This is a genomic window from Polaromonas aquatica, assembly GCF_050626995.1.
Taxonomy (GTDB): Bacteria; Pseudomonadota; Gammaproteobacteria; order Burkholderiales; family Burkholderiaceae_C; genus Polaromonas; species Polaromonas aquatica_A.
In genome coordinates, this window is the sequence record NZ_CP192467.1 from 4,523,699 (window position 1) to 4,546,965 (window position 23,267).

The 23,267-nt window shown below is 63.1% G+C and carries 23 protein-coding genes and 1 pseudogene; 13 read left to right on the forward strand and 11 right to left on the reverse strand.

What is annotated here, in order from left to right; translation table 11 throughout:
* Nucleotides 1–32: 32 nt before the first annotated feature.
* Nucleotides 33–1,286, reverse strand: a complete 1,254-nt coding sequence (locus ACQ4MS_RS21575) for an MFS transporter (protein ID WP_431096821.1) — start codon at nucleotides 1,284–1,286, stop codon at nucleotides 33–35.
* 155 nt (nucleotides 1,287–1,441) lie between these two features.
* Between ACQ4MS_RS21575 and ACQ4MS_RS21580 the strand changes: the two genes are divergently transcribed.
* Together ACQ4MS_RS21580 and ACQ4MS_RS21585 are read left to right on the forward strand one after the other, a co-directional pair.
* Nucleotides 1,442–1,798 (forward strand): VOC family protein, encoded by a 357-nt coding sequence (locus ACQ4MS_RS21580; RefSeq protein WP_431096822.1) that lies wholly within the window; start codon nucleotides 1,442–1,444, stop codon nucleotides 1,796–1,798.
* Between the two features lie 2 nt (nucleotides 1,799–1,800).
* Nucleotides 1,801–2,340 (forward strand): GNAT family N-acetyltransferase, encoded by a 540-nt coding sequence (locus ACQ4MS_RS21585; protein WP_431096823.1) that lies wholly within the window; start codon nucleotides 1,801–1,803, stop codon nucleotides 2,338–2,340.
* A 12-nt stretch (nucleotides 2,341–2,352) separates the two neighbouring features.
* Here ACQ4MS_RS21585 and ACQ4MS_RS21590 read toward each other — a convergent pair whose 3' ends face one another.
* Both ACQ4MS_RS21590 and ACQ4MS_RS21595 read right to left on the reverse strand, forming a co-directional pair.
* Nucleotides 2,353–2,841 carry a hypothetical protein gene (locus ACQ4MS_RS21590; protein ID WP_431096824.1) on the reverse strand — a complete coding sequence of 163 codons (489 nt, stop codon included), beginning with the start codon at nucleotides 2,839–2,841 and terminating at the stop codon, nucleotides 2,353–2,355.
* Between the two features lie 83 nt (nucleotides 2,842–2,924).
* On the reverse strand, nucleotides 2,925–4,115 hold the full coding sequence (locus ACQ4MS_RS21595) for a PLP-dependent aminotransferase family protein (RefSeq protein WP_431099643.1): 1,191 nt from the start codon (nucleotides 4,113–4,115) through the stop codon (nucleotides 2,925–2,927).
* Between the two features lie 187 nt (nucleotides 4,116–4,302).
* On the opposite strand from ACQ4MS_RS21595, the gene ACQ4MS_RS21600 reads away from it, so the two are divergent.
* From ACQ4MS_RS21600 to ACQ4MS_RS21615, 4 genes are read left to right on the forward strand one after another with little or no spacing between them, the layout of a single operon-like run.
* Nucleotides 4,303–4,890, forward strand: a complete 588-nt coding sequence (locus ACQ4MS_RS21600; RefSeq protein ID WP_431096825.1) for a TetR/AcrR family transcriptional regulator — start codon at nucleotides 4,303–4,305, stop codon at nucleotides 4,888–4,890.
* A gap of 52 nt (nucleotides 4,891–4,942) precedes the next feature.
* The gene (locus tag ACQ4MS_RS21605) at nucleotides 4,943–5,470 is read left to right on the forward strand and encodes an SRPBCC family protein (protein ID WP_431096826.1); all 528 of its coding nucleotides are present in this window, start codon (nucleotides 4,943–4,945) and stop codon (nucleotides 5,468–5,470) included.
* Nucleotides 5,460–5,870 (forward strand): PaaI family thioesterase, encoded by a 411-nt coding sequence (locus ACQ4MS_RS21610; protein WP_431096828.1) that lies wholly within the window; start codon nucleotides 5,460–5,462, stop codon nucleotides 5,868–5,870. The genes ACQ4MS_RS21605 and ACQ4MS_RS21610 overlap by 11 nt, the downstream gene beginning before the upstream one ends.
* 37 nt (nucleotides 5,871–5,907) lie before the next feature.
* Nucleotides 5,908–6,897, forward strand: a complete 990-nt coding sequence (locus tag ACQ4MS_RS21615) for an AraC family transcriptional regulator (protein ID WP_431096829.1) — start codon at nucleotides 5,908–5,910, stop codon at nucleotides 6,895–6,897.
* Nucleotides 6,898–6,964: 67 nt separating this feature from the next.
* Here the strand turns inward: ACQ4MS_RS21615 and ACQ4MS_RS21620 are convergent, their stop codons facing one another.
* Nucleotides 6,965–7,960 carry a Bug family tripartite tricarboxylate transporter substrate binding protein gene (locus tag ACQ4MS_RS21620; RefSeq protein WP_431096831.1) on the reverse strand — a complete coding sequence of 332 codons (996 nt, stop codon included), beginning with the start codon at nucleotides 7,958–7,960 and terminating at the stop codon, nucleotides 6,965–6,967.
* 70 nt (nucleotides 7,961–8,030) lie between these two features.
* On the reverse strand, nucleotides 8,031–9,440 hold the full coding sequence (locus tag ACQ4MS_RS21625) for a M20 family metallopeptidase (RefSeq protein ID WP_431096833.1): 1,410 nt from the start codon (nucleotides 9,438–9,440) through the stop codon (nucleotides 8,031–8,033).
* 169 nt (nucleotides 9,441–9,609) lie between these two features.
* On the opposite strand from ACQ4MS_RS21625, the gene ACQ4MS_RS21630 reads away from it, so the two are divergent.
* Nucleotides 9,610–10,560, forward strand: coding sequence for a LysR family transcriptional regulator (locus ACQ4MS_RS21630; RefSeq protein WP_431096834.1), 951 nt, complete (start codon nucleotides 9,610–9,612; stop codon nucleotides 10,558–10,560).
* Between the two features lie 17 nt (nucleotides 10,561–10,577).
* Here ACQ4MS_RS21630 and ACQ4MS_RS21635 read toward each other — a convergent pair whose 3' ends face one another.
* The gene (locus ACQ4MS_RS21635) at nucleotides 10,578–12,242 is read right to left on the reverse strand and encodes an alkaline phosphatase family protein (RefSeq protein ID WP_431096836.1); all 1,665 of its coding nucleotides are present in this window, start codon (nucleotides 12,240–12,242) and stop codon (nucleotides 10,578–10,580) included.
* A 224-nt stretch (nucleotides 12,243–12,466) separates the two neighbouring features.
* Between ACQ4MS_RS21635 and ACQ4MS_RS21640 the strand changes: the two genes are divergently transcribed.
* Nucleotides 12,467–13,498, forward strand: a complete 1,032-nt coding sequence (locus ACQ4MS_RS21640; protein ID WP_431096838.1) for a BLUF domain-containing protein — start codon at nucleotides 12,467–12,469, stop codon at nucleotides 13,496–13,498.
* Between the two features lie 100 nt (nucleotides 13,499–13,598).
* Nucleotides 13,599–14,243 carry an endonuclease III gene (gene nth, locus ACQ4MS_RS21645; RefSeq protein ID WP_431096839.1) on the forward strand — a complete coding sequence of 215 codons (645 nt, stop codon included), beginning with the start codon at nucleotides 13,599–13,601 and terminating at the stop codon, nucleotides 14,241–14,243.
* A gap of 90 nt (nucleotides 14,244–14,333) precedes the next feature.
* Here nth and ACQ4MS_RS21650 read toward each other — a convergent pair whose 3' ends face one another.
* Nucleotides 14,334–15,311, reverse strand: a complete 978-nt coding sequence (locus tag ACQ4MS_RS21650; protein WP_431096840.1) for a Bug family tripartite tricarboxylate transporter substrate binding protein — start codon at nucleotides 15,309–15,311, stop codon at nucleotides 14,334–14,336.
* Nucleotides 15,312–15,413: 102 nt separating this feature from the next.
* The gene (locus ACQ4MS_RS21655) at nucleotides 15,414–16,634 is read right to left on the reverse strand and encodes a pyridoxal-phosphate-dependent aminotransferase family protein (RefSeq protein ID WP_431096841.1); all 1,221 of its coding nucleotides are present in this window, start codon (nucleotides 16,632–16,634) and stop codon (nucleotides 15,414–15,416) included.
* A gap of 115 nt (nucleotides 16,635–16,749) precedes the next feature.
* Between ACQ4MS_RS21655 and ACQ4MS_RS21660 the strand changes: the two genes are divergently transcribed.
* Both ACQ4MS_RS21660 and ACQ4MS_RS21665 read left to right on the forward strand, forming a co-directional pair.
* A complete protein-coding gene (locus ACQ4MS_RS21660) occupies nucleotides 16,750–17,445 on the forward strand; it encodes a GntR family transcriptional regulator (protein WP_431096843.1) in 696 nt (231 codons plus the stop codon).
* A gap of 65 nt (nucleotides 17,446–17,510) precedes the next feature.
* Complete coding sequence (locus ACQ4MS_RS21665; protein WP_431096845.1) at nucleotides 17,511–20,615, forward strand: FAD-binding and (Fe-S)-binding domain-containing protein; 3,105 nt, start codon at nucleotides 17,511–17,513, stop codon at nucleotides 20,613–20,615.
* Nucleotides 20,616–20,737: 122 nt separating this feature from the next.
* Here ACQ4MS_RS21665 and ACQ4MS_RS21670 read toward each other — a convergent pair whose 3' ends face one another.
* Both ACQ4MS_RS21670 and ACQ4MS_RS21675 read right to left on the reverse strand, forming a co-directional pair.
* Complete coding sequence (locus tag ACQ4MS_RS21670; RefSeq protein WP_431096846.1) at nucleotides 20,738–21,322, reverse strand: hemerythrin domain-containing protein; 585 nt, start codon at nucleotides 21,320–21,322, stop codon at nucleotides 20,738–20,740.
* A 221-nt stretch (nucleotides 21,323–21,543) separates the two neighbouring features.
* A complete protein-coding gene (locus ACQ4MS_RS21675) occupies nucleotides 21,544–21,801 on the reverse strand; it encodes a hypothetical protein (RefSeq protein ID WP_431096847.1) in 258 nt (85 codons plus the stop codon).
* Nucleotides 21,802–21,954: 153 nt separating this feature from the next.
* Between ACQ4MS_RS21675 and ACQ4MS_RS21680 the strand changes: the two genes are divergently transcribed.
* Both ACQ4MS_RS21680 and ACQ4MS_RS21685 read left to right on the forward strand, forming a co-directional pair.
* The gene (locus tag ACQ4MS_RS21680; RefSeq protein WP_431096848.1) at nucleotides 21,955–22,578 is read left to right on the forward strand and encodes a 3'-5' exonuclease; all 624 of its coding nucleotides are present in this window, start codon (nucleotides 21,955–21,957) and stop codon (nucleotides 22,576–22,578) included.
* 123 nt (nucleotides 22,579–22,701) lie between these two features.
* A complete protein-coding gene (locus ACQ4MS_RS21685) occupies nucleotides 22,702–22,920 on the forward strand; it encodes a hypothetical protein (RefSeq protein WP_431096850.1) in 219 nt (72 codons plus the stop codon).
* A 138-nt stretch (nucleotides 22,921–23,058) separates the two neighbouring features.
* Here ACQ4MS_RS21685 and ACQ4MS_RS21690 read toward each other — a convergent pair.
* Nucleotides 23,059–23,202 (reverse strand): annotated as a pseudogene (locus ACQ4MS_RS21690) (DnaB-like helicase C-terminal domain-containing protein); the annotation flags it as partial.
* Nucleotides 23,203–23,267 lie beyond the last annotated feature (65 nt).

Consider the following 23,267-nt stretch of genomic DNA (forward strand, 5'->3'; position numbering starts at 1 on the left):
TCAGTTTAAGGCCTACGGTAGGAAAAAGTGACTTAGGCTCCTGTACCGTCTCGCCGCCTCAACACCCAAGCAAAATAAACCCCCTCCACCGCCATCACCGCCCCACCCAGCGCCACCACCGCGCTGGTCCCAATGCGGTCAATCAAACTGGCCGCCAGCACCACGCCCAGTGACTGGCCCAGAAACAAAAACGACGAGAACAGCGACACCGCCGTGCCGCGCGCATGCGGCGTCATCTGCGTGGCGTTGGCCTGCATGGTGTTGTGAAAAGCGAAGAAGCCAAAGCCCGCAAGCAAACTGGCGGGTATGGCCGGGCCCCAGTGCGGGGTGTAGGCCAACACCAGGGCGCTGACGCCCACCACGGCACCGCCCATGATGACCAGGCCTGGCTGGCCGAAGCGGCGAATCAAACGCGGGCCTATGGCCATGTAGCCCATGCCGCCGAGGCCGAACAGCGCCACGATGGCGCCCGAGAGAGAGAGTGACAAACCCAGCGAGCGGTGCAGGTGCGAAGCCCAGATGGCCAGCACGCCAAAGCCGGCGGCGCCCTCAATCACCGCCAGGATCAGCACGACGCGTGACCAGCGGCCGGTGATGATCTCCAGCGCTTGCGTGACGAAGTGGGTGTGCTGCACACGCTGGGTGGATGCGGCGGCCGGGTCTGTGGTCTGTGCGCGCTGTGCGGCCTTCTGGCGGCGCAGGTCCACATACAGCAGCGTGCCCACAACGGCAAACAGCACAGTCATGAAAACAAAGGCCCAGCGCCAGCCCAGGGCATCGGTCAACAGTCCGCCAATCAGCTGACCGCCCACAATGCCCAGCGTGCTGCCCAGGCCGGTGCGTGTGAGCATTTCCTGCAGCTGGTCGGCGGGCACGTTGTCACCCACCCAGGCCATGGCCAGCGGAATCAGCGCCGCTGCGCCCAGCGCCATCAGCAGGCGGGCAAACACCAGCGCGTCCAGGCTGTGCGCAAACACGGCCAGCAGGCTGCCGATGCTGCAGCCCAGCGTGGCAAACGTGACGACACGAAACTTGCCCAGCCTGTCGCCCAGTGGTCCGTAAAAAAGCTGCGATGCGCCATACGTCATGGCAAACACCGACACCACCTGCGCGGCCTGGGCAATGCTGACGGCAAATACGCGTGACAGCTCGGGCAGCATGGCGTCGCAAATGCGCTGCGCGGCCATGCTGGCAAAGGTGCCAAACGACAGAAGAAGGATGGAGCGCCGGACGGCGGGGGAAATGCTGGTGGCGTGGGAAGCGCTGTGCGCGGCGGCAGAAGTCATGAAGGTAAAGAAGCCCCGAAGCAAGATGCCGCAGGCGACAGGCCGGCGCTCTTTCGATTGTAGGCAGCGCAGGCAAAACACGCGCGGGCCCTGCGGGTATGCCTTACAACCATTGCCTGCCTGTGCAAAATGGCAGATTGATTTCTGGAGGCGTCATGGCGAACACACCCGAGAACTGCCGCATCAACTACGTGGAGCTGAATGTCCGCGACCTGGACAAGGCCAAGGCCTTCTACGGCCAGGCCTTTGGTTGGACCTTTACCGACTATGGCCCGGAATACACCGAGTTTTCAGACGGTGCGATGAAGGGCGGCTTCACCACGCAACAGGCACCCTCGCCCACCGGCGGGCCGCTGGTGGTGTTGTATGCCGACAAGCTGGAGGCGGCGCGTGCAAGCGTGGTGGCCGCTGGAGGAGCCATCAAGCTGGATATCTTTGCTTTCCCCGGCGGGCGCCGCTTTCACTTCATAGACACGGATGGGTATGAACTGGCTGTTTGGTCAAAGGACTGAACATGGATAAGGCGGATGCAGAAGCCAGCCTGGTGCAGCGTTTCAGCTTTCGGCCCTTGCAGATGGCCGACTTGCCCATGCTGCACGAATGGGTGGCGCGGCCCCACTGGACGGAGTGGTGGGGGCCGGCGCCCACCATGGCAGAGGTAGAAGCCGAATACGGCGCCTGGATCAATGACACCACCCAGGTACAGCCGCACATTGCACTGCTCGACGACCAGCCTTTTGGCTACATCCAGTCTTATGTAGCCATGGGTTCAGGCGGCGGCTGGTGGGAAGAGGAAACCGACCCCGGCGTGCGCGGCATTGACCAGTCCATCGCAGACGCGGCGCAACTGGGCCGCGGCCTGGGCACGGCGATGGTGAAGGCCTGGGTGGCGAAGCTGTTTACCGACCCGAAGGTCACCCGCATCCAGACCGACCCCGACCCGCGCAATGCGCGAGCGATTCGCTGTTATGAAAAGGCCGGGTTTCGCGCGGTGGGCGAAGTGCAGACGCCGGACGGGGCGGCGTTGCTGATGGTGTGCGAGCGCTGGCGGTAGCCGGGGGGGCTGCTATATCGCCAGCTTCGAGGCGGCTTTCCACCGCGCAATACGGGTCATGTGGTATTGAAAATAAAAAATGCTGAAGAGAAACACCATAGCCGCTGAAAGCTTGAGCTGCATGGGCTCAACGCTGTTGTAGTGGTCCAGCATGGACCTGCGCATGGAGTAGGCGCCGAAGTAGAACACCACGTAGGACGCAAGCATGACCACCAGGCCCACGGCTTCGAGGTTGTCAGAGCCCTCCACCAGGAACTGACCAAGAATGGCCAGCACGAGATAAACGGCGAATTGCGTCGTCACATTGGACGCCGGATTGATTTTGCGCACCCAGGTGGATTGAATGAACATCCAGACAATCATGAAAATGCCGAGCGTGAGGAGCGTAAACAGCAGCACCAGAGCCCAATGCAATTGGGGTGGCGCGGGGTAAGCGTCGCCATTCATACCGCCGCCAGGTGGCACAGGTTTTGTAAACGGATCCGTCTGGTAGTCACTCATAAGCTCCCTCTTTTCTTTTTTCCATCAATCGCACAGGGCCACGAGTGGCCTCCTGTGATGAAGCCGCAAAGCGACCGGGTGACTTATAGAGCCTTGCCCAACCTCGCCACACCCTCTTCAATCTTCGCCACATCCGCCGTGGCAAAGCTCAGCCGCAGCGTGGCCAGGTCCGGGTTGCTGGCGTAGAACGGTGCGCCGGGCACAAAGGCCACGAGCTTTTCAATTGCCTTCCTGGCGAACTCGCCGGCGTCTTTGCTTTTGCCGCCCGCGCCCGTGAGGCGTGCCCAGAAGAACAAGCCGCCTTGCGGCTGGGTGAATTCAATCGCGTCGCCGAGCTCGCGCTTGAGCGCCGCGCCCATGGCATTGGCGCGCTCGCCATACACCTTGCGCACATGGGTCAGCGTAGCGGGCATGCGGCCGGCCTTGAGGTATTGGGCCGCGGTGGCCTGGGCGAAGGTGCTGGTGTGGGCGTCGCTGAACTGTTTGCACATGGTGGCTTTCGCCAGCAGCTCGGCGGGGGCGATCATCCAGCCCACACGCAGGCCGGGGCTCAGCACCTTGCTGAGTGAGCCGCAGTGTGCCAGCAGCTCGCGGCTTCCAGGCACGCCGGCGCTCAGGGCCAGCAGCGAGGGTGGCGGCGCCTCGCCGAAGTAGAGGTCACCGTAGGGGTCGTCTTCGACGATCAGCGTGTTGTGTTTGACGGCCATCTCGAGCACCTTCTTGCGGCGCTCCAGGCTGAGCAGTGCGCCGCTGGGGTTGCCGAAGGTGGGAATCAAATACACAAACTTGGGCTTGTGCTGGGCGATGAGTTGTTCGAGCTCGTCGGTTTTGACGCCGTGGGCGTCGATGGGTGCGCTGATGAGTTCTGCGCCGTACAGGCGAAAGCACTGGATGGTGGCCAGGAAGGTGGGGCCTTCGACGATGACCTTGTCGCCGGGGGAGATCATGGTCTTGCCCAGCAAATCAAGCGCCTGCTGGCTGCCGGTGGTGACGATGAGGTTTTCGGGGGCGACGTCTTTGACGCCCTTGGTGGCCATGAAGGCGGCGAGCTGTTCGCGCAGCGGGCCGTAGCCTTCGGTGGCGCCGTATTGCAGTGTGCCGCCGGGTTCTTCGGTCAGGGCCTTGTTGCTGGCCTCCTGGATGCCGGCCACGTCGAACATGGCGGGGTCCGGAAAGCCGCCGGCAAAGCTGACGATGCCGGGCTTGCCCAGCAGTTTGAAGAGTTCGCGGATGGCGGAGGTTTCAACGTTGTTGAGGCGGTCGGCAAATTGCAGTGGCATGGGGAGTCTCGCTTTCTGTTTTGTATTGTCGCCAATTTGCGCGCAAGTTTCCTGCGGTGTGGGCCGCCGGCCCGGCCATGACCGCTGCAAGCCTGCACGGCCGGGCTGGCAAGGCGGGTCAAGACAAGGGGGCTGAAAACAGGGTCTTGACAGAGTAACAGTCTAGAGTAATACTCCAATCATGAATTCTACAGCGATACCCCCTTCCACCCGCGAACGCCTGCTGGAGGCCGCCACCAAGGTGTTTCTGGAACACGGCTTTACCGCCGCTTCGATGGACATGGTGCGTCAGGAGGCTGGCGTGAGCAATGGCAGCCTGTACCACCACTTCCCTACCAAGGCGCTGCTGGCCGAAGTGCTCTATGCCCATACCTTGCAGGATTTCCACGCGGCGCTGCTGCAGCCCATCCACGGCAAGGCCACCGCCCAGGCCGGCATCAAAGGGCTGATGCGCGCCTACATCCAGTGGGTGTTGCAGCACCCCGACCAGGCGCGGCTGCTGCACACGTTACGGCGCGGCGGCGACGTGGCGGGTGGCGCGGAGATCGACGCAGCCAATGAGCACGCTTATGCCACGTTGAAGGCATGGATAGAACAGCGTGTGGAGGCCGGTGAGATGCGGGCCATGCCTTTCCACCTGTGGATGGCGCTGGTGTTTTCTCCAGCGATGTCGCTCACGCAGGGCTGGGTCAGCCAGCCCACCCCGGCCGTCGCGCCCAAGGTGCGGGCCGCACTGGAACACGCGGCCTGGATGGCCGTGGCGCCGTGAACCGCATCGAACCGCATTGAACACAACCCCGATTCAACCAGGAGTAACTTGCATGAAAGTTGTCAATGTTCACCAACGTTTGCTGCACGCCAGCCCGCAGCAGGTCGGCGCGCTGATCGATGCGCTGGGCTCACCGGCCGACGCGCTGTGGCCGGGAAAGGTCTGGCCGCGCATGAAGTTCGACAGACCGCTGGCCGTGGGCGCCATCGGTGGGCACGGGCCTATCCGCTATGTGGTGGAGGCTTACACGCCAGGCCAGTCTGTGCGGTTTCGCCTTACCGCGCCGGCGGGGTTTGACGGCTGGCACGGCTTTGAAGTGCTTGAGGCCACGCCCGCGCATTCCGTGCTGGAGCATCGCATCGAGATGAAGGCGCGCGGCACTGCCCTGCTCTTCTGGCCGCTGGTGATTGGCCCCCTGCACGATGTCTGTGTGGAAGACGTGCTGTCGCAGGGACAGCTCTCGCTGGGCAACGAGCCCCGGCAGGTGCCCTGGCCCGCCTACATACGCTTGCTGCGCTGGCTGGTGTCGGGCGGCAGGCGACTGACGCCACCGTTTTCGCGGCGGCAGCATGCCCGTTGACCTGCTGGCCTTTGGCCGCGAGGTACTGGGCCAGCAGCCCTTCAGCGCGCTGCTGAATGCACAGCTCGACGCCTTTGCACCTGGCAGCGCGGAGCTGTCGGTGCCGGTGGTGCCCAGCCTCTTGCAGCAGCACGGCTTTGTGCACGGCGGAGTGCTGTCTTATCTGGCGGACAACGCGCTGACTTTCGCAGGCGGATCGGTACTAGGCGATTCGATAACGGCCGAGTTCAAAATAAATTACCTGCGCCCGGCCAAAGATGCCGACCGCCTGCTGGCAGTGGCCACGGTGGTGGGCAGCGGCAAGACACAGGCGGTGTGCCGATGCGACATTTTTGTACTACGCGGGGAAGAGCGCACCTTGTGCGCGGCCGCTCAGGGCACGATTCGCAAGGCGGGCTAGCTGCCGCAACAGCAGCCGCTGACGCTAGACTTGCGGCATGCATTTGACCCAGACGCGAGAATCCGCGCCTAACCCACACCAGCGCACCTACATCGCCCGCATCAACCGGGTGGTGGACCACGTCAGCGCCAACCTGGGCGGGACGCTGGACCTGCAAACGCTGGCCGATGTAGCGCATTTTTCGCCCTGGCACTTTCACCGGGTGTTTCAAGCAGCAACCGGCGAGACCCTGGCCGACTGCGTGCGCCGCCTGCGGCTGGAGTCGGCGGCGCAACTCCTGATATTTACGCAGCAGACTGCACTGCAAATCGCACTCGACACGGGCTTTGCTTCTGCGGAAGTCTTCAGCCGTGCCTTTCGCGCCCACTTCGGCACAACGCCCACGGCCTGGCGGCGCGGCGACTGGCGCGACTGGGCAACGCGCCACGTGCTTGAACATGGCAAGAATCATCAAGCCAATCACAAGCCGAATCAAGACTCCATCATGGCGCTGTTTAAAGATAGAACCCTCTGGCCCGTGGGGCCGGTTTTATCTGAAAGAGGTTTGAACATGCACATTGAACTGAAGACCATTCCCGCCATGCGCCTGGCTTACATGCGCCACACCGGCCCTTACGGCGACCAGGTGGCGCAGCTGTGGCAACGCTTTGTCGCCTGGTGCGGCCAGCACGGCTACATGAACCCGCGCCCCAGGATGTACGGCATCAGCCAGGACAACCCCGAGATCACGCCGGCCGACAAGTGCCGCTACGACGCCTGCATCGAGGTGGACGAAGCCTTCAAGCCGCAGGGCGAGATAAGCGTGCAGAACTTTGGCGGCGGGCGCTATGCCTGCGGCCGCTTCACCGGCAAGCCCGGCAACGAGGTGCACGAAGCCTGGACGCACATGTTTGCCGAGTGGCTGCCGCAAAGCGGCTACCAGCCGGACAACAAGCCGGCGCTGGAACTGTATGAAGAGGACTTTGTGATGGACCCGAAAACAGGAAACTTCAGCTGCTGGCTGTGCGTGCCTGTCAAGGCGCTATAGCCATAGGATTTGGACCTGCGCCGCGGAGCGCGGCACCCATCCATCACGGTGACGCCAATGCCCAGCCTCAATCGAGGCGAATGCCGGCGCGTGCCACCGTCGCGCGGTAACGCGTGATCTCCGCATCCATCAACTCACGCAGCGCCTGCGGACCCAGGAAGGCCGGCTCCAGGGACTGCTGCTGCAGCTTCTTGCCCACTGCGGGCTCGGCGATGATGGCTGTCAGCGCCTGCAGCAGCTGGTCACGCACGCCAGGCGAAATGCCCGCGGGCGCGGCGAGCGCATACCAGCCGTCGAGCAGTGCCGACGACAACTGCAGCTCGCCATAAGCGGGCACGGTGGGCATCTGAGGTGAGCGCTTTTCACTGATGACCGCAAGAGCGCGCAACTTGCCCGACTGCACCAACGGGTTCACGGCTGCCAGGGTGTCTATGCCCATGCTGACGTCCGCGCGCACCACGCCAATGTCGGCTTCGGCGCTGCCTTTATACGGAATGGCGGAGAACTTCACGCCCGTGGCGCTGGCGAGCATCTCGCCGGCCAGATGCGGTGCCGAGCCGGCGCCGAAGGTGGCATAGGTCAAGGTGCCCGGCTCGGCCTTGGCTTTGGCCAGCACGTCCTTGAGGGTTTTGTAGGGCCCGGTGGCTGAGGTCACCAGCACCAGCGGTGTGCGCGCAACCATGGCAATGGGCGAAAGCTGCTTGAAGGGGTCGTAGCCCAATTTGCTGCGCACCGCGGGATTGACGGTGTAGCTGCTGGAGCCTGAGAACAGCAGCGTGTAGCCGTCGGGCTCAGCCGCGATCACCATGCCTACGCCGATGGCCGTGGCGGCACCGGGCTTGTTGTCGATGATCACCGGCTGGCCCAGGCGTGCGCTGAGGCGCTCGCCGATGATGCGGGCCGCCACGTCGGTGCCGCCACCTGGCGGGAAGGGAACCACCAGTCGTATTGGCTTGGCGGGCCAGGCCTGCGACAGCGCCGGAAGTGGAAGTGCGAGGGCAAAGCAGGCAGCGCCCACCACAAAGGCAGCATGAAGCAGGGACCGGCGTGAAGCGGAAGGCATATGCATCTCCAGTGGGGGCAATAACAACAACAAGAACAACAAGAACAGCAAGGACAACAAACAACCAGTCTCAGGCTACGGCGGGCGCGGCATGCCAGGGCAGGCGATCAGGCTCACCCAGGTCCCAGTACAGGCCCGCCATGATGCGCAGGCCTTCACGAACCACAGGCGCCAGCAGGTGTTCGTCGGGTGCGTGCTGCGCACAGGCCGGATAAGAGTGCGGCACCCACAGCGTGGGCAGGCCCAGCAGGTCGGCGAACACATCGTTGGGCAGCGAGCCGGCGAGGTTGGGCAGCGTGACGGTCGGTTTGCCGCTGCTCAGCGAAATGGAGCGCTGCGCCCAGCCCACCCAGGGATGATCGAGATCCAGCCGCGTGGCCGCACCCGTGAGCGTGATCTCCACCTCGACACGACTGAAGCCGTAGCGGTCCAGGTGCTTGCGCAGGATGTCCGCAAGGTCCTGGTAGGGCGTGCCCACCACGAAGCGCAGCTGGCAGTGGGCCACTGCCTCGGCGGGTATGGCATTGACAGGACGCTGCGGCGAGCCGGCACCCAATGCCAGCACTTCGATGGTGTTCCACCCCATCAGGCGTTCGGCGGTGCTGAGGCCGGGTTCGCCCCAGCGGGCGTCGGGCAGCGGGTCGTCCGCGCCACCGCCGATGTCTACGCCGGCCAGCGCACGGCGCACCGCCGGCGGCAGCGATCGCGGTTTGAGGGCCGGCACCTGTATGCGCCCCCGCGCATCGACCAGCGAGGCCACTGCGGCAGACAGGACGGTGGCCGGGTTGAGCAAGGCGCCGCCCCAGTTGCCCGAGTGGTAGGCCTTGTCGCGCGCACGCAGGCGCAGGCTGAAATTGACCGCGCCGCGCGAGCCCAGGAACAGCGTGGGCTTGTCGGCGTGCACACGCGGGCCATCACAGGCGATCAGCAGGTCGGCCTTGAGCTGCGCGCGCTGGCTTTCGCAAAAAGCATGCAGGCCGGGCGAGCCGGCCTCCTCGCCCATCTCGAGCAGCAACGTGACGTTGTAGCCGAGGCGGCCCTCGCGCGCCTTGATCACGCTGGCCAGTGCGCCGAGGTTGACCGTGTGCTGGCCCTTGTTGTCGGCGGTGCCGCGGCCGTACCAGCGCTCACCCTCGCGGATCAAGGCCCAGGGCTCAAGGCCTTCGCGCCAACGCCCTTCCTGGCCGCTGACGACGTCGCCGTGGCCGTAGGTCAACACGGTGGGGAAGGCCGCATCTTCCACGCGCCGCGCGACCAGGAAAGGACCGGCGCCCTCCACGGGATTGGGCAGGACGCTGCAGGAAAAGCCGAGCGCACGCAGCGAATCTGTCATCTCGCCGCGCAGGTAGCCGGCCAGCGCGGCGTTGGCTTTGCCGGTGTCGCTTTCGGTGCGCAGGGCCACACGTCTTTGCAGGACATCAAAAAAATGGCCTTCGTCAAACCAGGCCGTGGCGGCATCAAGGCAGTCGGATCTCAGCATGTTTTCATCGTTTTTATGGCGCCGCGACATGGGAGCACTACATGAAACCAAATGTAGGAAGAATCGAGGATTACTACAATGAGAGATATCGCAACAGACCGTTGCCTTTTTGGCAATTCATGAATTTACGCGTGCCCTGCCCTCAACCTCCCACCCACCCCACCTCCGCATGCAAACCTCTTTTTTCAGCACGCAGATCCGCTATTTCCTGGAAGTGGCGCGCACGGGCTCAGTCAGCCAGGCTGCGGTGCACCTTCATGTGGCCGCCTCGGCCGTGAGCCGCCAGGTCGCCAAGCTTGAAGACCAGCTGGGGTGCGCACTGTTTGAACGCAAGGCGCGCGGCATGGTGCCGACCGACGCGGGTGAGCGCCTGATGGCCTATGTGCGCGCGGGCAGTGAGGACGGCGAACGTGTGATGGAACAGGTGCGCGGACTGGCCGACCACAGCGCGCGGCGGGTGCGCGTAGCCTGCACTGAGGGGTTCGCCACGGGCTTCATGCCGGAGGTGATGGCGGGCTTTCGCCGCAGCCATCCCGAGGCGCTGATTGAACTGAGCGTGGATTCACCCGAAGCGGTCAGCCGCCTGCTGCTGCAAGGCGAAACGGACGTGGCTCTCAAGTACACGGTGGCACCGGAAAAAGGCGTGACGGTGCAGCATGCGGCCACCGCACCGATGTACGCACTGATGCTGCCCACGCACCCACTGGCACGCGCCCGTGCGGTGACGGCCGCCAGCGTGGTGAATTACCCGCTGGGCATCAGCGCCAAGGGCATGACGGGCCGCCAGCTCTTTGACATGGTGGCCAGCATTCAAAGCCTGCAGTACCAGGCCTCGGTGGTCAGCAACTTTTCGTCGGCCCTGCTGCCCAGCGTGCGCAGCGACGACATCATGCTGTCGGGCTACCTGACGGCCGCGCACCTGATCCGCCAGGGCCAGCTGGTCGCCGTGCCTTTTGCCGAGCCCCAGCTCAACCAGCGTGTGCTGCAGGTGCTGTCGCTGCACGGGCAGACGCTGGCGCCCTTGGTGCTGGCCTTTATGGGTCAGTTGATTGCCGCCATACGCCAGTCGGGTAACGGCATGGCGCCATCCCGCAGGCGTGTCGCCAAAAAAAGCAGCTGAGCGCTGCCCGGCTCTTTTTAGAGGGCCGGCAACGGCAACGGCTTGCCTTCAGCGGCGGAGGGTGGCGCGATGCGCAGCAGGCGGGACAACGTAGGCGCGATGTCCACCACCTCCACCCGCGCATCAACACGGCCGGCCTTCACCCAGGCCGGACCGTAAACCAGGATGGGCACCTGGGTGTCATACGGGTGCGGCGAGCCATGGGTAGCGACCGAGTTGCCGAACATCCAGCCGGGCTTGAGCGAATACTGCACATCGCCCGACACGTCGGCATGCCAGGACCTGCGAATCTGCTCGAAGAAAGGCGAACCCGCGCGGCTGCCACTTTGCAGCTCACGCCGGGTGTAGGCCGCGACAAAGCCGGGCTCGGCCATTAGCAGCGCGCGGGTTTCCTCAGCCAGGCTGTCGGCACTGACCTGCTTTTGCGCGATGAGCTGCCTGTCGAGCAGCACGCTGGAGCCGGAAAACCCGGCCGCCCACCGGCCTTCGCCAAACCGCTTTGCAAGACCGGCGTTGATGCGCCCAAGTACCTGGCTGCTGTTGACGCGTCCGGCTTCGCGGCCCTGGCCGGCGATGTGGTCGGGTGAGGGCATGAAGCCATGGTCGGCTGTCAACATGACGAGGTAGTTGTCTTTGCCGATGCGTGCATCCAGGTCCTGGAAGAAAGCTTGCAGCATGCGGTCGATTTGCAGCAGGTGGTCGTGCGACAGGCGTGACTCGGCGCTGAAGGCGTGATTCACATAGTCGTGGCCCGACAGGCTGACCGCCAGGATGTCTGGCGCATCATCCTGGCCGAGCTGCTCTCCAGTCACCGCCGCGCGGGCAAACTCCAGCGACATGGCATCCACAAACGGGCCGCGCAGCAGCGAGCTGTAAAACCGCGGGCCGGGAGCCGTGTCGTCAGGCGCGCCATAGACCGCTGGCAGGCTACCTCCGGCGGGACCGAACCATTTCTGCTGGTCGGGCAATGAACGCGCATACGCGGCATCGGGCAACAAGGCTTTCCATTCGGCCTTGAAGTGGCGGTCAGCCAGCTTCCGGTCATTAAAGGCATTGACCCAACCGGGGTGTGCCGCCATGTAATGTGTGCTGGACGCAAACTGCCCTGTCGCCCCCATGTACATGTAGGCCGTGCCGCTTTTACCGGCAGGCAGGATGGCACCGCGGTCTTTGCCGGAAATGCTGACCACTTTTGAACGGCTGTCCACGCCTCGCAGCACGTCACCTACCGTCTCCACCTTGAGGTTTTTCGGGCTGGTGCCGTCCAGCGGATTGGTCGTGTGACCGATGTAGGTGGCGGAGGTATCGCCTGTGCAGTACACCGGCTCGGCGGTTTCTGGGTCACGCCATTCATTGCCGATGATGCCGGTGCGATGCGGATAAGCCCCTGTGAGCAAAGTGGCGTGGCCAGCTGCCGTGACGGTGAAGGCGTGGCCGTAATGTGCATTGGAGAACCATGCGCCCCGATCAAGAAAGCGCGCCAGGCCATCGGGTGCGAGCTGGTCGCGGTAATCAAGCACCTGGCGCTGCGGCAGGCCATCTATGACCAGGAAGACCACGAGTTTGGGCCGCTGCATGGCGGTGTGGGATACCGCGGCAGGACCGGATGCACCGGCGCAGCTGGCCAGCCACACGGCAGTGAACACAGGAACCAGAAAGCGCAAAAGTAGGTGTAAAGCCATCCGGGGTGATGCTAGGCGAGTTCGTGCATTGATGGCAACAACAATCAATCGCAACTGGCAATACCCTGGTGTGACGTGTTGGTGCCCGCATGCACAGTAACGGCAAGCGCATGCGCGTTGTTGTGTAGGACCATGCCCCCCGATCCCTCCTCTGCCGTCTGATTCACATTTGGTTTCAACGCCAAAGGATTGACTCGAATTTCGGTTGTGGGCAGGATGTGTTGATGACCAATCACTTAGTCGGCAACGCAGCACCGTATGTTGCCGCACCAGGAGAGATGGAAGTTGAACGCGTGGTTACCGCCAGCATGTGCAACATGAAGGAAGGCATCTTTGCCCAGATGGAAAAAATCCGGGCGGATTCCCTGCGCAATAACACGCCGCACGGTATCCATGTCGTGCTCCATTACCAAAGCGGCTGGTTTGTGCATTGGGTCGAAGGGCCTGCGGCGGCTGTCCGGGACTTGATGCAGCGTGTGCAGCACGACCCACGCCACCATTCGCCCCACACCTTGCACACCAGCAAAGGCCGGCGGATTTTGCCAACGCCCTGGTCCATGGCGATGTCACAGGCCACCGAGTCTGCGGTTGGTTTTGGCCGCCGGGTGATAGCCCTTCGCGAGCAGCTTGAAAAAGGCAAGCAGTATTCGCCCTCCTCGGTGCTTCGCCGTTTGTCGGCGCCCATGCGGCTTGCGCAGGCACAGGGGTTGGCGGACCCCGAAGCTTTCCACCGCATGGGTATCTGCTCGGCCGCCGGCAATGAGGCCTTCGACATGGTGGGATGGCTGGCCCAGAAGACAGGTGGAACGGTGGCCAAACGGCGCTTTGCCGGCGAAACAGACTTTGACGGCAGCAGCGAGTACATCGACTTCATGGAGGGCGGCTATCCATGCCGGCTGATTGCCGTGGCGCGCAACGGGCTGACACACGGGCTTCGCCGGGCTTTCCTTCCGGAATGGCCGCACTTTGTGATGCTTTTTTGCGGGACCGCCAGGTTTGACGATGCGCTGATGGACAGGATGGTCGCTGCCTGCGACGGCCTGCCTGCCAAACCAGCCCTGGTCGGCGTTGCCCGCGACGCAGATACCCATAGCCGCATGCAGGACATGGCGCAGGCTGCGCGGCTTGAGTATGTCGTCGGGGGCGTCGCCACACCCGACAACTGCAGCGCCATATGGCAGACAATGCGCGACCAGCTGGACCGCGCCGGTGCCCCCCCAAGCTCGGTATGGGACGTGCCGCGCATGGCAGCCTGAGCCTCGTCACCTCCCCGCACTTCCCCATTGCTCCCCGTCATTCGCTGGCGAGCCACTCGGACCCGCCCGCTGGTGCAGAGGGGCCGATACACTGCGGGGCATGAAAAAAGAAGACGTCACCCCTTTCTTTGCCACGCTGAAGGCGGCCAATCCGATGCCTGTCACCGAGCTGGAATACACCAGCGTGTTTGAGTTGCTGACCGCTGTGCTGCTGAGCGCACAGGCCACCGACGTCAGCGTGAACAAGGCGACACGCAAGCTTTTTCCGGTGGCCAATACGCCACAGGCCATCATTGATTTGGGGCTGGAGCGCCTGGAGTCTTACATCCGCACCATCGGGCTGTACCGCACCAAGGCCAAAAACCTGCTCGCGGCTTGCCAGATCCTGGTGGAGCAACATGGCGGCAAAGTCCCCCGCAGCCGTGAAGCACTGCAAGCCCTGCCGGGCGTTGGCCGCAAGACGGCCAACGTGGTACTCAACTCGGCGTTCGGAGAAGCGACGATGGCGGTGGACACGCACATCTTTCGCGTCAGCAACCGCACAGGCCTGGCGCCCGGAAAAAACCCGCTGGAGGTCGAACTCGGCCTCCTCAAACGCGTGCCCGTTGAATACCTGGTGGACGCACACCACTGGCTGATACTGCACGGGCGCTATGTGTGCATTGCACGCAAACCCCTGTGCTGGCAATGCGCGGTGGCACCGTGGTGCGACTTCAAACCGAAGACACCGCCGCCGGCGGCTTGAGACTGCACCAGAACAAAGCCGCGCACAAAGCCTGGCGGCTGCATAAAAAAGCCGGCCCAAGGCCGGCTTGTGCTTCCGATGCGTAAAAAGTCAGGCGTCGACCCTGACCTTGGCCTGCTGTGCCACCTGCGTCCACTTCTTTTGCTCCATCTTGATGAAGGCCGCAAATTTTTCGGTGCTGCCGCCCCCGTCTTCGGCGCCGTACTGCTCCATCTTTTCCTGTACGTCCGGCATGGCCAACACCTTGTTGACGTCTTCGTTCATGCGCTGCACCATGGCCGGCGGCATCCTGGACGGGCCCATGAGGCCGTACCACACAGTGGCCTCGAAGCCGGGGAAACCGGACTCGGCCATGGTGGGCACCGTGGGATGGCCCGTGGCACGCTTCAGGCGCGTTTGCGCAATCGCAATGGCCTTGCCGCTTTTGACGTGTGGTGTGGCCGACGTCATGGTTTCAAAGCAGTAGTTGACCTGTCCGCCGATCAGATCAACCAGCGCCGGGCCGGAGCCGCGGTAAGGAATGTGCAGCGCGAAAATCTTCGCCTGGAGCTTGAACATCTCCAGCGCAAAGTGCTGGGCCGAACCACCGCCGGCTGAAGCAAAGCTGATCTGGCCTGGCCTGGCCTTGCACAGCGCCACCAGGTCCTTCACGTTTTTGGCGGGCTGGTCGGCATTGCAGATCAGCATGTTGGGCGTGACACCGACCATGCTGATGGGCACAAAGTCGCGGTCGGCGTCGTAGCCCAGCTTGATGCCGAGCGCCGGCGCCAGCGCATGGCTATTGATGTGCGCCATCAGCAAGGTATTGCCGTCGCCGGCCTGCTTGGCCACGTAGTCGGCGGCAATCACGCCGGCCGCGCCGCTCTTGTTCTCGATCACCACTGACGTGTTCCACATCGTGGACAACTTCTGGCCGACCACGCGCGCCAGGGCGTCGGTGCCGCCGCCGGGCGGAAAACCCACCACAATGCGCACCGGCCCCGCGGGCAGCGTCTGGGCCCTGAGCATGGGTGACGCCACCATGGCGGCTGTGGCCGCTGTCGCGCTGATAAAGGCTCTGCGTTGCATGGTTTGTCTCCTGGGGGGGTGAATTTAAATACGCTCGGTGATAGTTTGAGCTGAGGTTGAGCTGAGGTTTGAGCTGGCGGTGTTTTCGGCTTTGTTGTTTTGTCAGGCCGCCTTGCGCTGCTGCACCACGGCCGCGTGGCTGGAGAAGTGGTCCATTGCGGCCTGCACGCCCGAACCCGCAAGCTTCACGCCGGCCAGCTTCAGACCCATTTCACAGCCGCTCAGCGCCGCCATCAGCGTGAGGTCGTTGCAGTCGCCCAGGTGGCCGATGCGGAACATCTTGCCCTTGACCTTGCCCAGGCCGGTGCCGAGCGAACAATCAAAACGCTCGTAAATAATCTTGCGCACCGCGTCGGCGTCGATGCCTTCGGGGGTCATCACGCCGGTCAGCACCGGCGAATACACGGACGCATCGGCACACTGGATCTGCAGGCCCCAGGCCTTGACTGCCGCGCGCACGCCGGCAGCCCAGCGCTGGTGGCGCGCAAACACGGTTTCCAGGCCGTGCTCCAGCAGCATGTCGCAGGCTTCGCTCAAGGCGTACAGCAGGTTGGTGTTGGGAGTGGACGGCCAATAGCCGGTCTTGTTCATCTCGATGATCTCGTCCCAGGCCCAGAAGGCCTTGGGCAGCGTGGCTTTTTTGCTGGCCTCAAGGGCTTTGGCCGATACGGCGTTGAAGCTGATGCCGGGCGGCAGCATCAGGCCCTTTTGCGAACCGCTGATGCTGACGTCAACGCCCCACTCGTCGTGGCGGTAGTCGGCCGAGGCCAGGCCGGAAATGGTGTCGACCAGCAGCAGCGCCGGATGTTTGGCGGCGTCAATCGCCTTGCGCACGGCGGCAATGTCGCTGGTCACGCCGGTGGAGGTTTCGTTGTGCACCACGCAGACGGCCTTGATGCTGTGCTGGGTGTCGGCCTTCAGGCGCTCTTCAATCAGATGGGCCTGGACACCATGGCGCCAGACGTCGGCGCCGGGGTAACCGATGACTTCGGTCTTGAGGCCCAGGCGTGCGGCCAGCTTTTGCCACAGCGCAGCGAAATGGCCGGTTTCATACATCAGCACATGGTCGCCGGCGCTTAGCGTATTGGACAGCGCGGCTTCCCAGGCGCCGGTTCCCGAGGCCGGGTAGATGATGACAGGCTGCCGGGTCTGGAATATCTTTTTGATATCAGCCAGCACCTTCAACCCCAGCGCTGCAAATTCAGGGCCGCGGTGGTCGATGGTCGGCAGGCTCATGGCCCGAAGCACGCGGTCTGGCACCGGCGACGGGCCGGGAATTTGCAGGAAGTGACGTCCGGTGGGATGAAAGTCAAGCGTCAACATGGCGAAAAGCTCCAGAAGTAAGAGGCCATTTTTTGCATACAAAATTCATTTGTCAATAGATCAAAGGGTTACAAATTGATTTGACACCCTCATTTTTTGCATACAAAATTTGCCGATGGCTGCCGAAATCATTCCTATCCCCCGCGCCGCCCTTCACGAACAGGTGGCACATCGCCTGCGCCAGATGCTGGTGGAAAACCGCATCCAGCCAGGCGCCAAGCTCAATGAACGCGAATTGAGCGAGGTCTTGAACGTCTCGCGCACCCCTTTGCGCGAGGCCATCAAGATGCTGGCCGCAGAAGGCCTGGTCGAGCTCTTGCCCAATCGCGGCGCCATCGCCGTGGAGCTGACCGAAGCCGACGTGCTGAACACCTTTGAGGTCATGGCCGGGCTGGAGGCGCAATCCGGCGAGCTGGCCGCGCAGCGCATCACCGATGCCGAGCTGGCTGAAATCAAGGCCATGCATTTTGAGATGCTGGCCGCCTACACCCGCCGCGACCTGCCCAATTACTACCGGCTCAACTCTGCCATTCACAGCGCCATCAACGCGGCGGCGAAGAACCCGGTGCTCACCACCACCTACCGCCAGGTCAATGCGCGTCTGCAGGCGCTGCGTTTTCGCTCCAACCAGGATGAGGAAAAATGGAAGTCAGCCGTGAAGGAACACGAGCTGATGATTGAGGCGCTGTCTGCGCGAGACACCGCGGCCATTCGCAAGGTACTGCTGGCCCACCTGGCCAGCAAGCGCGATGTCGTGGTCGAGCAATTGCGCGCCTCGGCGGTGCCCGCCAACGCGCCCTCCAGGGCGTGAGCTGTAGCCTGAACCATGCCGAGCCCCAAACACCCCATGAACAAATCACACCGCAATCGTCCGCGATGAACGCTCCCCTCCCACTCAAGATTTCCCGGCAGGCTGCAGCCCATGCCTATGACAGCGTGGCGCGCATCAGCAATGAAGTGGCCGGCCGGCTGGCAGCGCGGCTGGCCGCCGAAACAGAAGGCGAAGTGTTGTTTTCGCCGGCCGATCGGGGCCGCTATGCCACCGACGCCTCCATCTACCAGGTCATGCCCGTGGGTGTGTTTGTACCGCGCACAGCCGACGACGTGAAGGCGGCGCTGGACATCTGCCGCGACATGCAGGTGCCCATCGTGCCGCGCGGCGGCGGCACCAGCCAGTGCGGGCAAACCGTGGGCACAGGCCTGGTCATTGACTACGCCAAACATGTGCGCAACATCCTGGCGGTGAACCCGGAAACGCGTACTGCCGAGGTGGAGCCCGGCATTGTGCTGGACCACCTGAACGCCGCCCTGAAAAAACACAGCCTGTGGTTCCCGGTAGACGTCTCGACCAGCGCGCAGGCCACGCTGGGCGGCATGGCCGGCAACAACTCCTGCGGCAGCCGCAGCATTGCCTACGGCAACATGGTGCACAACGTGCTGGGCGCCAGGGCCTGGACATCCGACGGCGACCTGCTAAAGCTGGGTGCCTACGCCGGCAGCAGCGGTAAGGCGCGCGAACTGGGCAATCACGTGCGGGCACTGGCCGAAGAGCTGCACCCCGCCATCAAGAAGCGCTGGCCCAAAGTCATGCGGCGCGTGGGCGGCTATAACCTGGACATTTTTGACCCGCAGAGCGAGCGTCCCTACACCAGCGACGGATCAGTCAACCTGGCGCACCTGCTGATTGGCAGCGAAGGCACCTTGGCGCTGACCCGGTCGCTGACGCTGCAACTGAGCGAGCTGCCCAAAGCCAAGGTGCTGGGCGTGGTGAACTTCCCGACGTTTTACCGTGCCATGGATGCGGCGCAGCACATCGTACAGATCGGTGGAGGCACGCTCACGGCAGTGGAGCTGGTAGATCGCACGATGATTGACCTTTCGCTGCAGAACCCGGCCTTTGCACCGACGATTCGCACCGCGTTGATCGGCGATCCGGCGGCCATTTTGCTGGTGGAATTTTCGGGTGCCAGCAAGGCGGAACTGCTCCCCAGGCTCAAGCGCCTGGGCGAGCTGATGGGCGACCTGCTGCTGCCCGACTCGGTGGTGGAAATGACCGAGGACGCGCCGCAAAAGAATTTGTGGGAAGTTCGCAAGGCCGGCCTCAACATCATGATGAGCCTCAAGGGCGATGGCAAGCCGGTGAGTTTTATCGAAGACTGCGCCGTGCCGCTGGTGCACCTGGCCGCCTACACCGACGCGCTGACTGAGGTTTTCCGCAAATACGGCAGCAAGGGCACCTGGTATGCCCATGCCTCCGTCGGCACGCTGCATGTGCGGCCCATCCTGGACATGCGGCGTGAAGGCGCGCCCAAGATGCGTGCCATTGCGGAAGAAGCCTCTGAGCTGGTGCGCAAATTCAAGGGGGCCTACAGCGGCGAGCACGGCGACGGCCTGTGCCGCGGGGAATGGATCAAATGGCAGTTCGGTCCGGAGATCAACGAGGCCTTCGCCGCCATCAAGCAGTACATGGACCCGGCGGGCCTGCTGAGCCCCGGCCGCATGATCAACCCGCCCAAGATGGACGACACGCGGCTGATGCGGTTTCCGCCGGGGTACAAGGTCATCCCGCTCAAGACCGCGCTGGACTGGCGTGCCTGGGACGTACAAAACGACCCGGCCACCGAAAGAACCAGCGCGCCCGGCAGCGGCGGCGACCCCGCCCGCGGTTTTGCCAAGGCCGTGGAGATGTGCAACAACAACGGCCATTGCCGCAAGTTTGACGCCGGCACCATGTGCCCCAGCTACCGCGTGACACGCGACGAGCAGCACCTGACACGCGGACGCGCCAACACGCTGCGCCTGGCACTGAGCGGGCAGCTGGACGGCATGAAGGCCGAAGACGCCTTCACCAGCGAGGCCGTGAAGGACGCGCTGGACCTGTGCGTAGGCTGCAAGGGCTGCAAGCGCGACTGCCCCACCGGCGTCGACATGGCCAAAATGAAGGTGGAGTTCTTGCACCACTACAAGAACAAGCATGGCTACACGCTCAAAGACAAGATGGTGGCGTACCTGCCCGACTATGCCCACTGGGCCAGCAGGCTTGCGCCGCTGCTGAACCTGCGCGACAAGGTGCCGATGCTGGCGGCCTGGAGTGAAAAGCTGATGGGCCTGTCGGCCCGCCGCACGCTGCCGCAATGGACGCATCACACCTTCTGGAAACGCCTGAACCGGCCCGGTGCGGCGCTGAAAGGACGCGTTACCACGGCCACCCGCGAAGAGGTGCTGGCTGCCGCACGGCCGGTGGTGCTGTTTGTGGACACCTTCAATGGCTACTTTGAATCCGAAAACGCGATGGCTGCGCTCAAGGTGCTGCAAGCCGCCGGGTATACGGTGCACGTGGCGGCGAAAACCGTGGCCGACGGAAAGAGCCTGTGCTGCGGCCGCACCTACCTGGCCAGCGGCATGGTGTCCAAGGCCAGGGCCAAGGCGCGCGAGGTAGTGGACGCCCTGTTGCCCTTCGCCGAAAAAGGCATCGCCATCGTCGGCCTGGAGCCTTCCTGCCTGCTGACGCTGCGCGACGAGATGCTGGTGATGAAACTGGGCGAGGCGGCTCACACCATCAGCCGCCACGCACTGCTGCTCGAGGAATTCCTGGCGCGTGAAGCGGCGGATGGAAAGCTCGACAGGCTCAAGGGCCGGCTGAAAAAATCAGACCACCCTATCCTGCTGCACGGCCACTGCCACCAGAAGGCCTTTGGCGCGGTGAGTCCCATCATGGACGTGCTCAAGCTGATCCCCGGCGCAAAACCTGAGCTGATCGAATCGAGCTGCTGCGGCATGGCCGGCAGCTTTGGCTATGAGGCCAACCACTATGAGGTGTCGATGCAGATGGCCGAGCTCAGCCTGCTGCCGGCGGTGCGCAGGCAGCCCGATGCGATTGTGGTGGCCGACGGTACCAGTTGCCGCCATCAGATCAAGGATGGTGCGCAGCGCGAGGCGATTCATGTGGCGATTCTGCTGGCGAGGCAGTTGCGGGGCTGAGGCCGGCACCGTATTTTGCTATACCTTTAATAGCGGCTTGCGCCCATCCTTATTGGGTTTCAGCCCATTTTTACTAGGATATGCGGCCCGCCGGTACTCACAGGGTTTGAGGCCTTGACCCGCTAGACATGCCCCGCCACCAGAGGCGCATGTTTGAGGTGAAGCGACAGGCCCAGGGCGGCCATGTGGTTGCCGTTGCGCCCAAGGATGGCTTCGGCCAGCGGCAGGAATTCTTCCTCTTCAAAACGCGCGTGTTTCAGGTAGGCCTGCACCAACGCCTCCACGGCTTGCAGGTCCAGTTCTACAGGCCGGTTTCTTGTCACGGCTTTCACTGCCGGTTCAAGGTCTTTCCAGATGGACTCGATCTTGCGATGCTCAGCCACCAGGCGCTTGACCAGCACCCTGACTTTATCTGCCTCTTCCCCCTTGGCGGCACTGCGCAGGACGGCCGGAAACAGCTCATTTTCTTCATCTGCATGGTGACTTGCCACCGCGTACTTGAAGAGGCTGAGCGTGTGCAAGGCGACGTTGCGCGCTTGCACGGCCGCAGCTTGCAAAGCTGGCAGCTCGGCAAAGGCCTGCAGCTGGGAAGCAATACCGAAGTGGCATTGCGAGAAGCCGGCCAGCGGTATGGAAAGGTCGACCGGGCCTGACCCGGCGGGAGTTGCTGCGGCCCCGCTTGGGGAGGTGGCGTGATGGACGGTCATGATCTGCCCCTGGTTAACGGCCGCACCCTGCCGCCAGCCCACCCGGCAATTGCGAGGAGCCAACCGGAAACGTACCGCCAGTTTCACTATAGGGACGCGACCGGGACACGCGGTTGATCCATATCAAGCAAGCATCGATTGCGCCAGAGCCCCACGTCACAATGCCCGGAAATCATTCCGGCAAGAGGGACCTGATTAACCATGTGGGCGCATGGCCCCTGTCAGTCGGGCACAAACTTCGCCTTGAAGGTCGTTTCATCCTCGGGCAGCTCCAGCGTTACCAGCTGGCCCATACGCATGTCTGCCAGGCGGCAGGCGCCAAACAGGCTGTATTTACCCTTCAGCCCGTAGCTGTCCATATCGATCAGCATGAAGGAGTGCGGCACGAACACCTGGTGCAGGAAAATCGTGCGATGCCGGTTGCGCGGCGACGGAAAGAGCTTGTAATGCTCTGTGGTGATGCTTTGTGCTGAAGCCATGGGATAAGAGGATGCGGTCAGTCCGGTGTAATGCGCCAACCCTGACTGTAAGCTCTAGCCTTGCACAGCCCTTGCCTTGACCCCGATTTTTGCCCATTAGGCTTCAACACGTCTTCCAACCTCTTCTAATCTCTTCCAATCCCTTCCTCATCCATGACCGAGCGCCACTTAACCCCTGGAAAAGAAGAAATCGCCCTGTTGGAGCCCTTTGACCGGCTGGGCCTGGAGCAGATCCAGGTGGTGGCGACACCCGCCCAGGCCGCCGCAGCGCTCCTGGCCATGGCCAACGCCACGGTGCTGGGCTTTGACACCGAATCGAAACCCACCTTTGCCAGGAACGAAGCCTCCGAAGGACCCCACATCGTGCAGCTCTCGGCGCTTGATAAAGCCTGGATCTTCCAGCTGGAAGACGCGGAATGCCGCCGCGTGGTGGGCCAGCTGCTGAGCGCTCCCACGATCATCAAGGCCGGCTTCGGCCTGGGCGACGACCGGCGCCGCATCATCCACAAGCTGGGCGTGGACCTGCAGGGGGTGCTGGACCTGAACGCGGTGTTCCACGAACGCGGCTACCGCAAGGACATGGGCGTGCGCGGCGCGGTGGCGGTGGTGTTCAACAAGCGCTTTCTGAAATCCAAAAAAGCCGCCACGTCGAACTGGGCCAACGAGCGGCTTACGGAGGCGCAGATCATTTACGCCGCCAACGACGCGTATGGTGCGCTGCGGGTGTTCAAGGCGATGGGGCTGGAAGAATCGAACCCAAGACAACTATCAAATTAATAGCATCTTGCGCCCAATTCATAAGGGCTACAGCCGCTTTTATTCAAAAATCGCATCCATCGCGCCCCTGCAGCCTGGCCGCTGCCGTTGCAGCCACTACATTAGCCTCTAAAGGAAATCGCCATGAAAACACTGCTCACTCTGCTTGCCTGTGCCTTGATGTCCGGCTGCGCCGCCGAACTGGTCAGCGCCGACGACAAACTCATCGTTGTGAAGGCCCGCCCTTCAAAGCTGGAAGACGCCAGGGACATCGCTGAAACCCAATGCCAGCGGCGCGGCCTGCACGCCCGGCTGACCACCAGGCCGGCGAGTGACCAATATGGGTTTGACTGCGTGCGTTGAATCGCCATTAACCGCTCTGCCAAAAAGCAGCCAGCCCGGACCAGATGGGTTCGCCGAGGGTTGGCGGTATGCCAACCCCGCGGATAAATGAATAGGCAACAGGCACAAAAGGCACATGATCGCAGCCGCGGCAGCCCCTTAAAAATCCCCAGTGCCGCCGCTGGCCAGACTCTCGAACTTGGTGATGCGGTTGAGGAAGGCGAGCTTCACGGTTCCTGTGGGGCCGTTACGCTGCTTGCTGATGATGACCTCGGCAACACCAGGCTCCTTGCAGGCTTCCTTGGCGTTGAATTGCGCTGAAGTCTGACCCGAGTTTGGAGTGAACCCCTCGGACTGGACCATCGGGT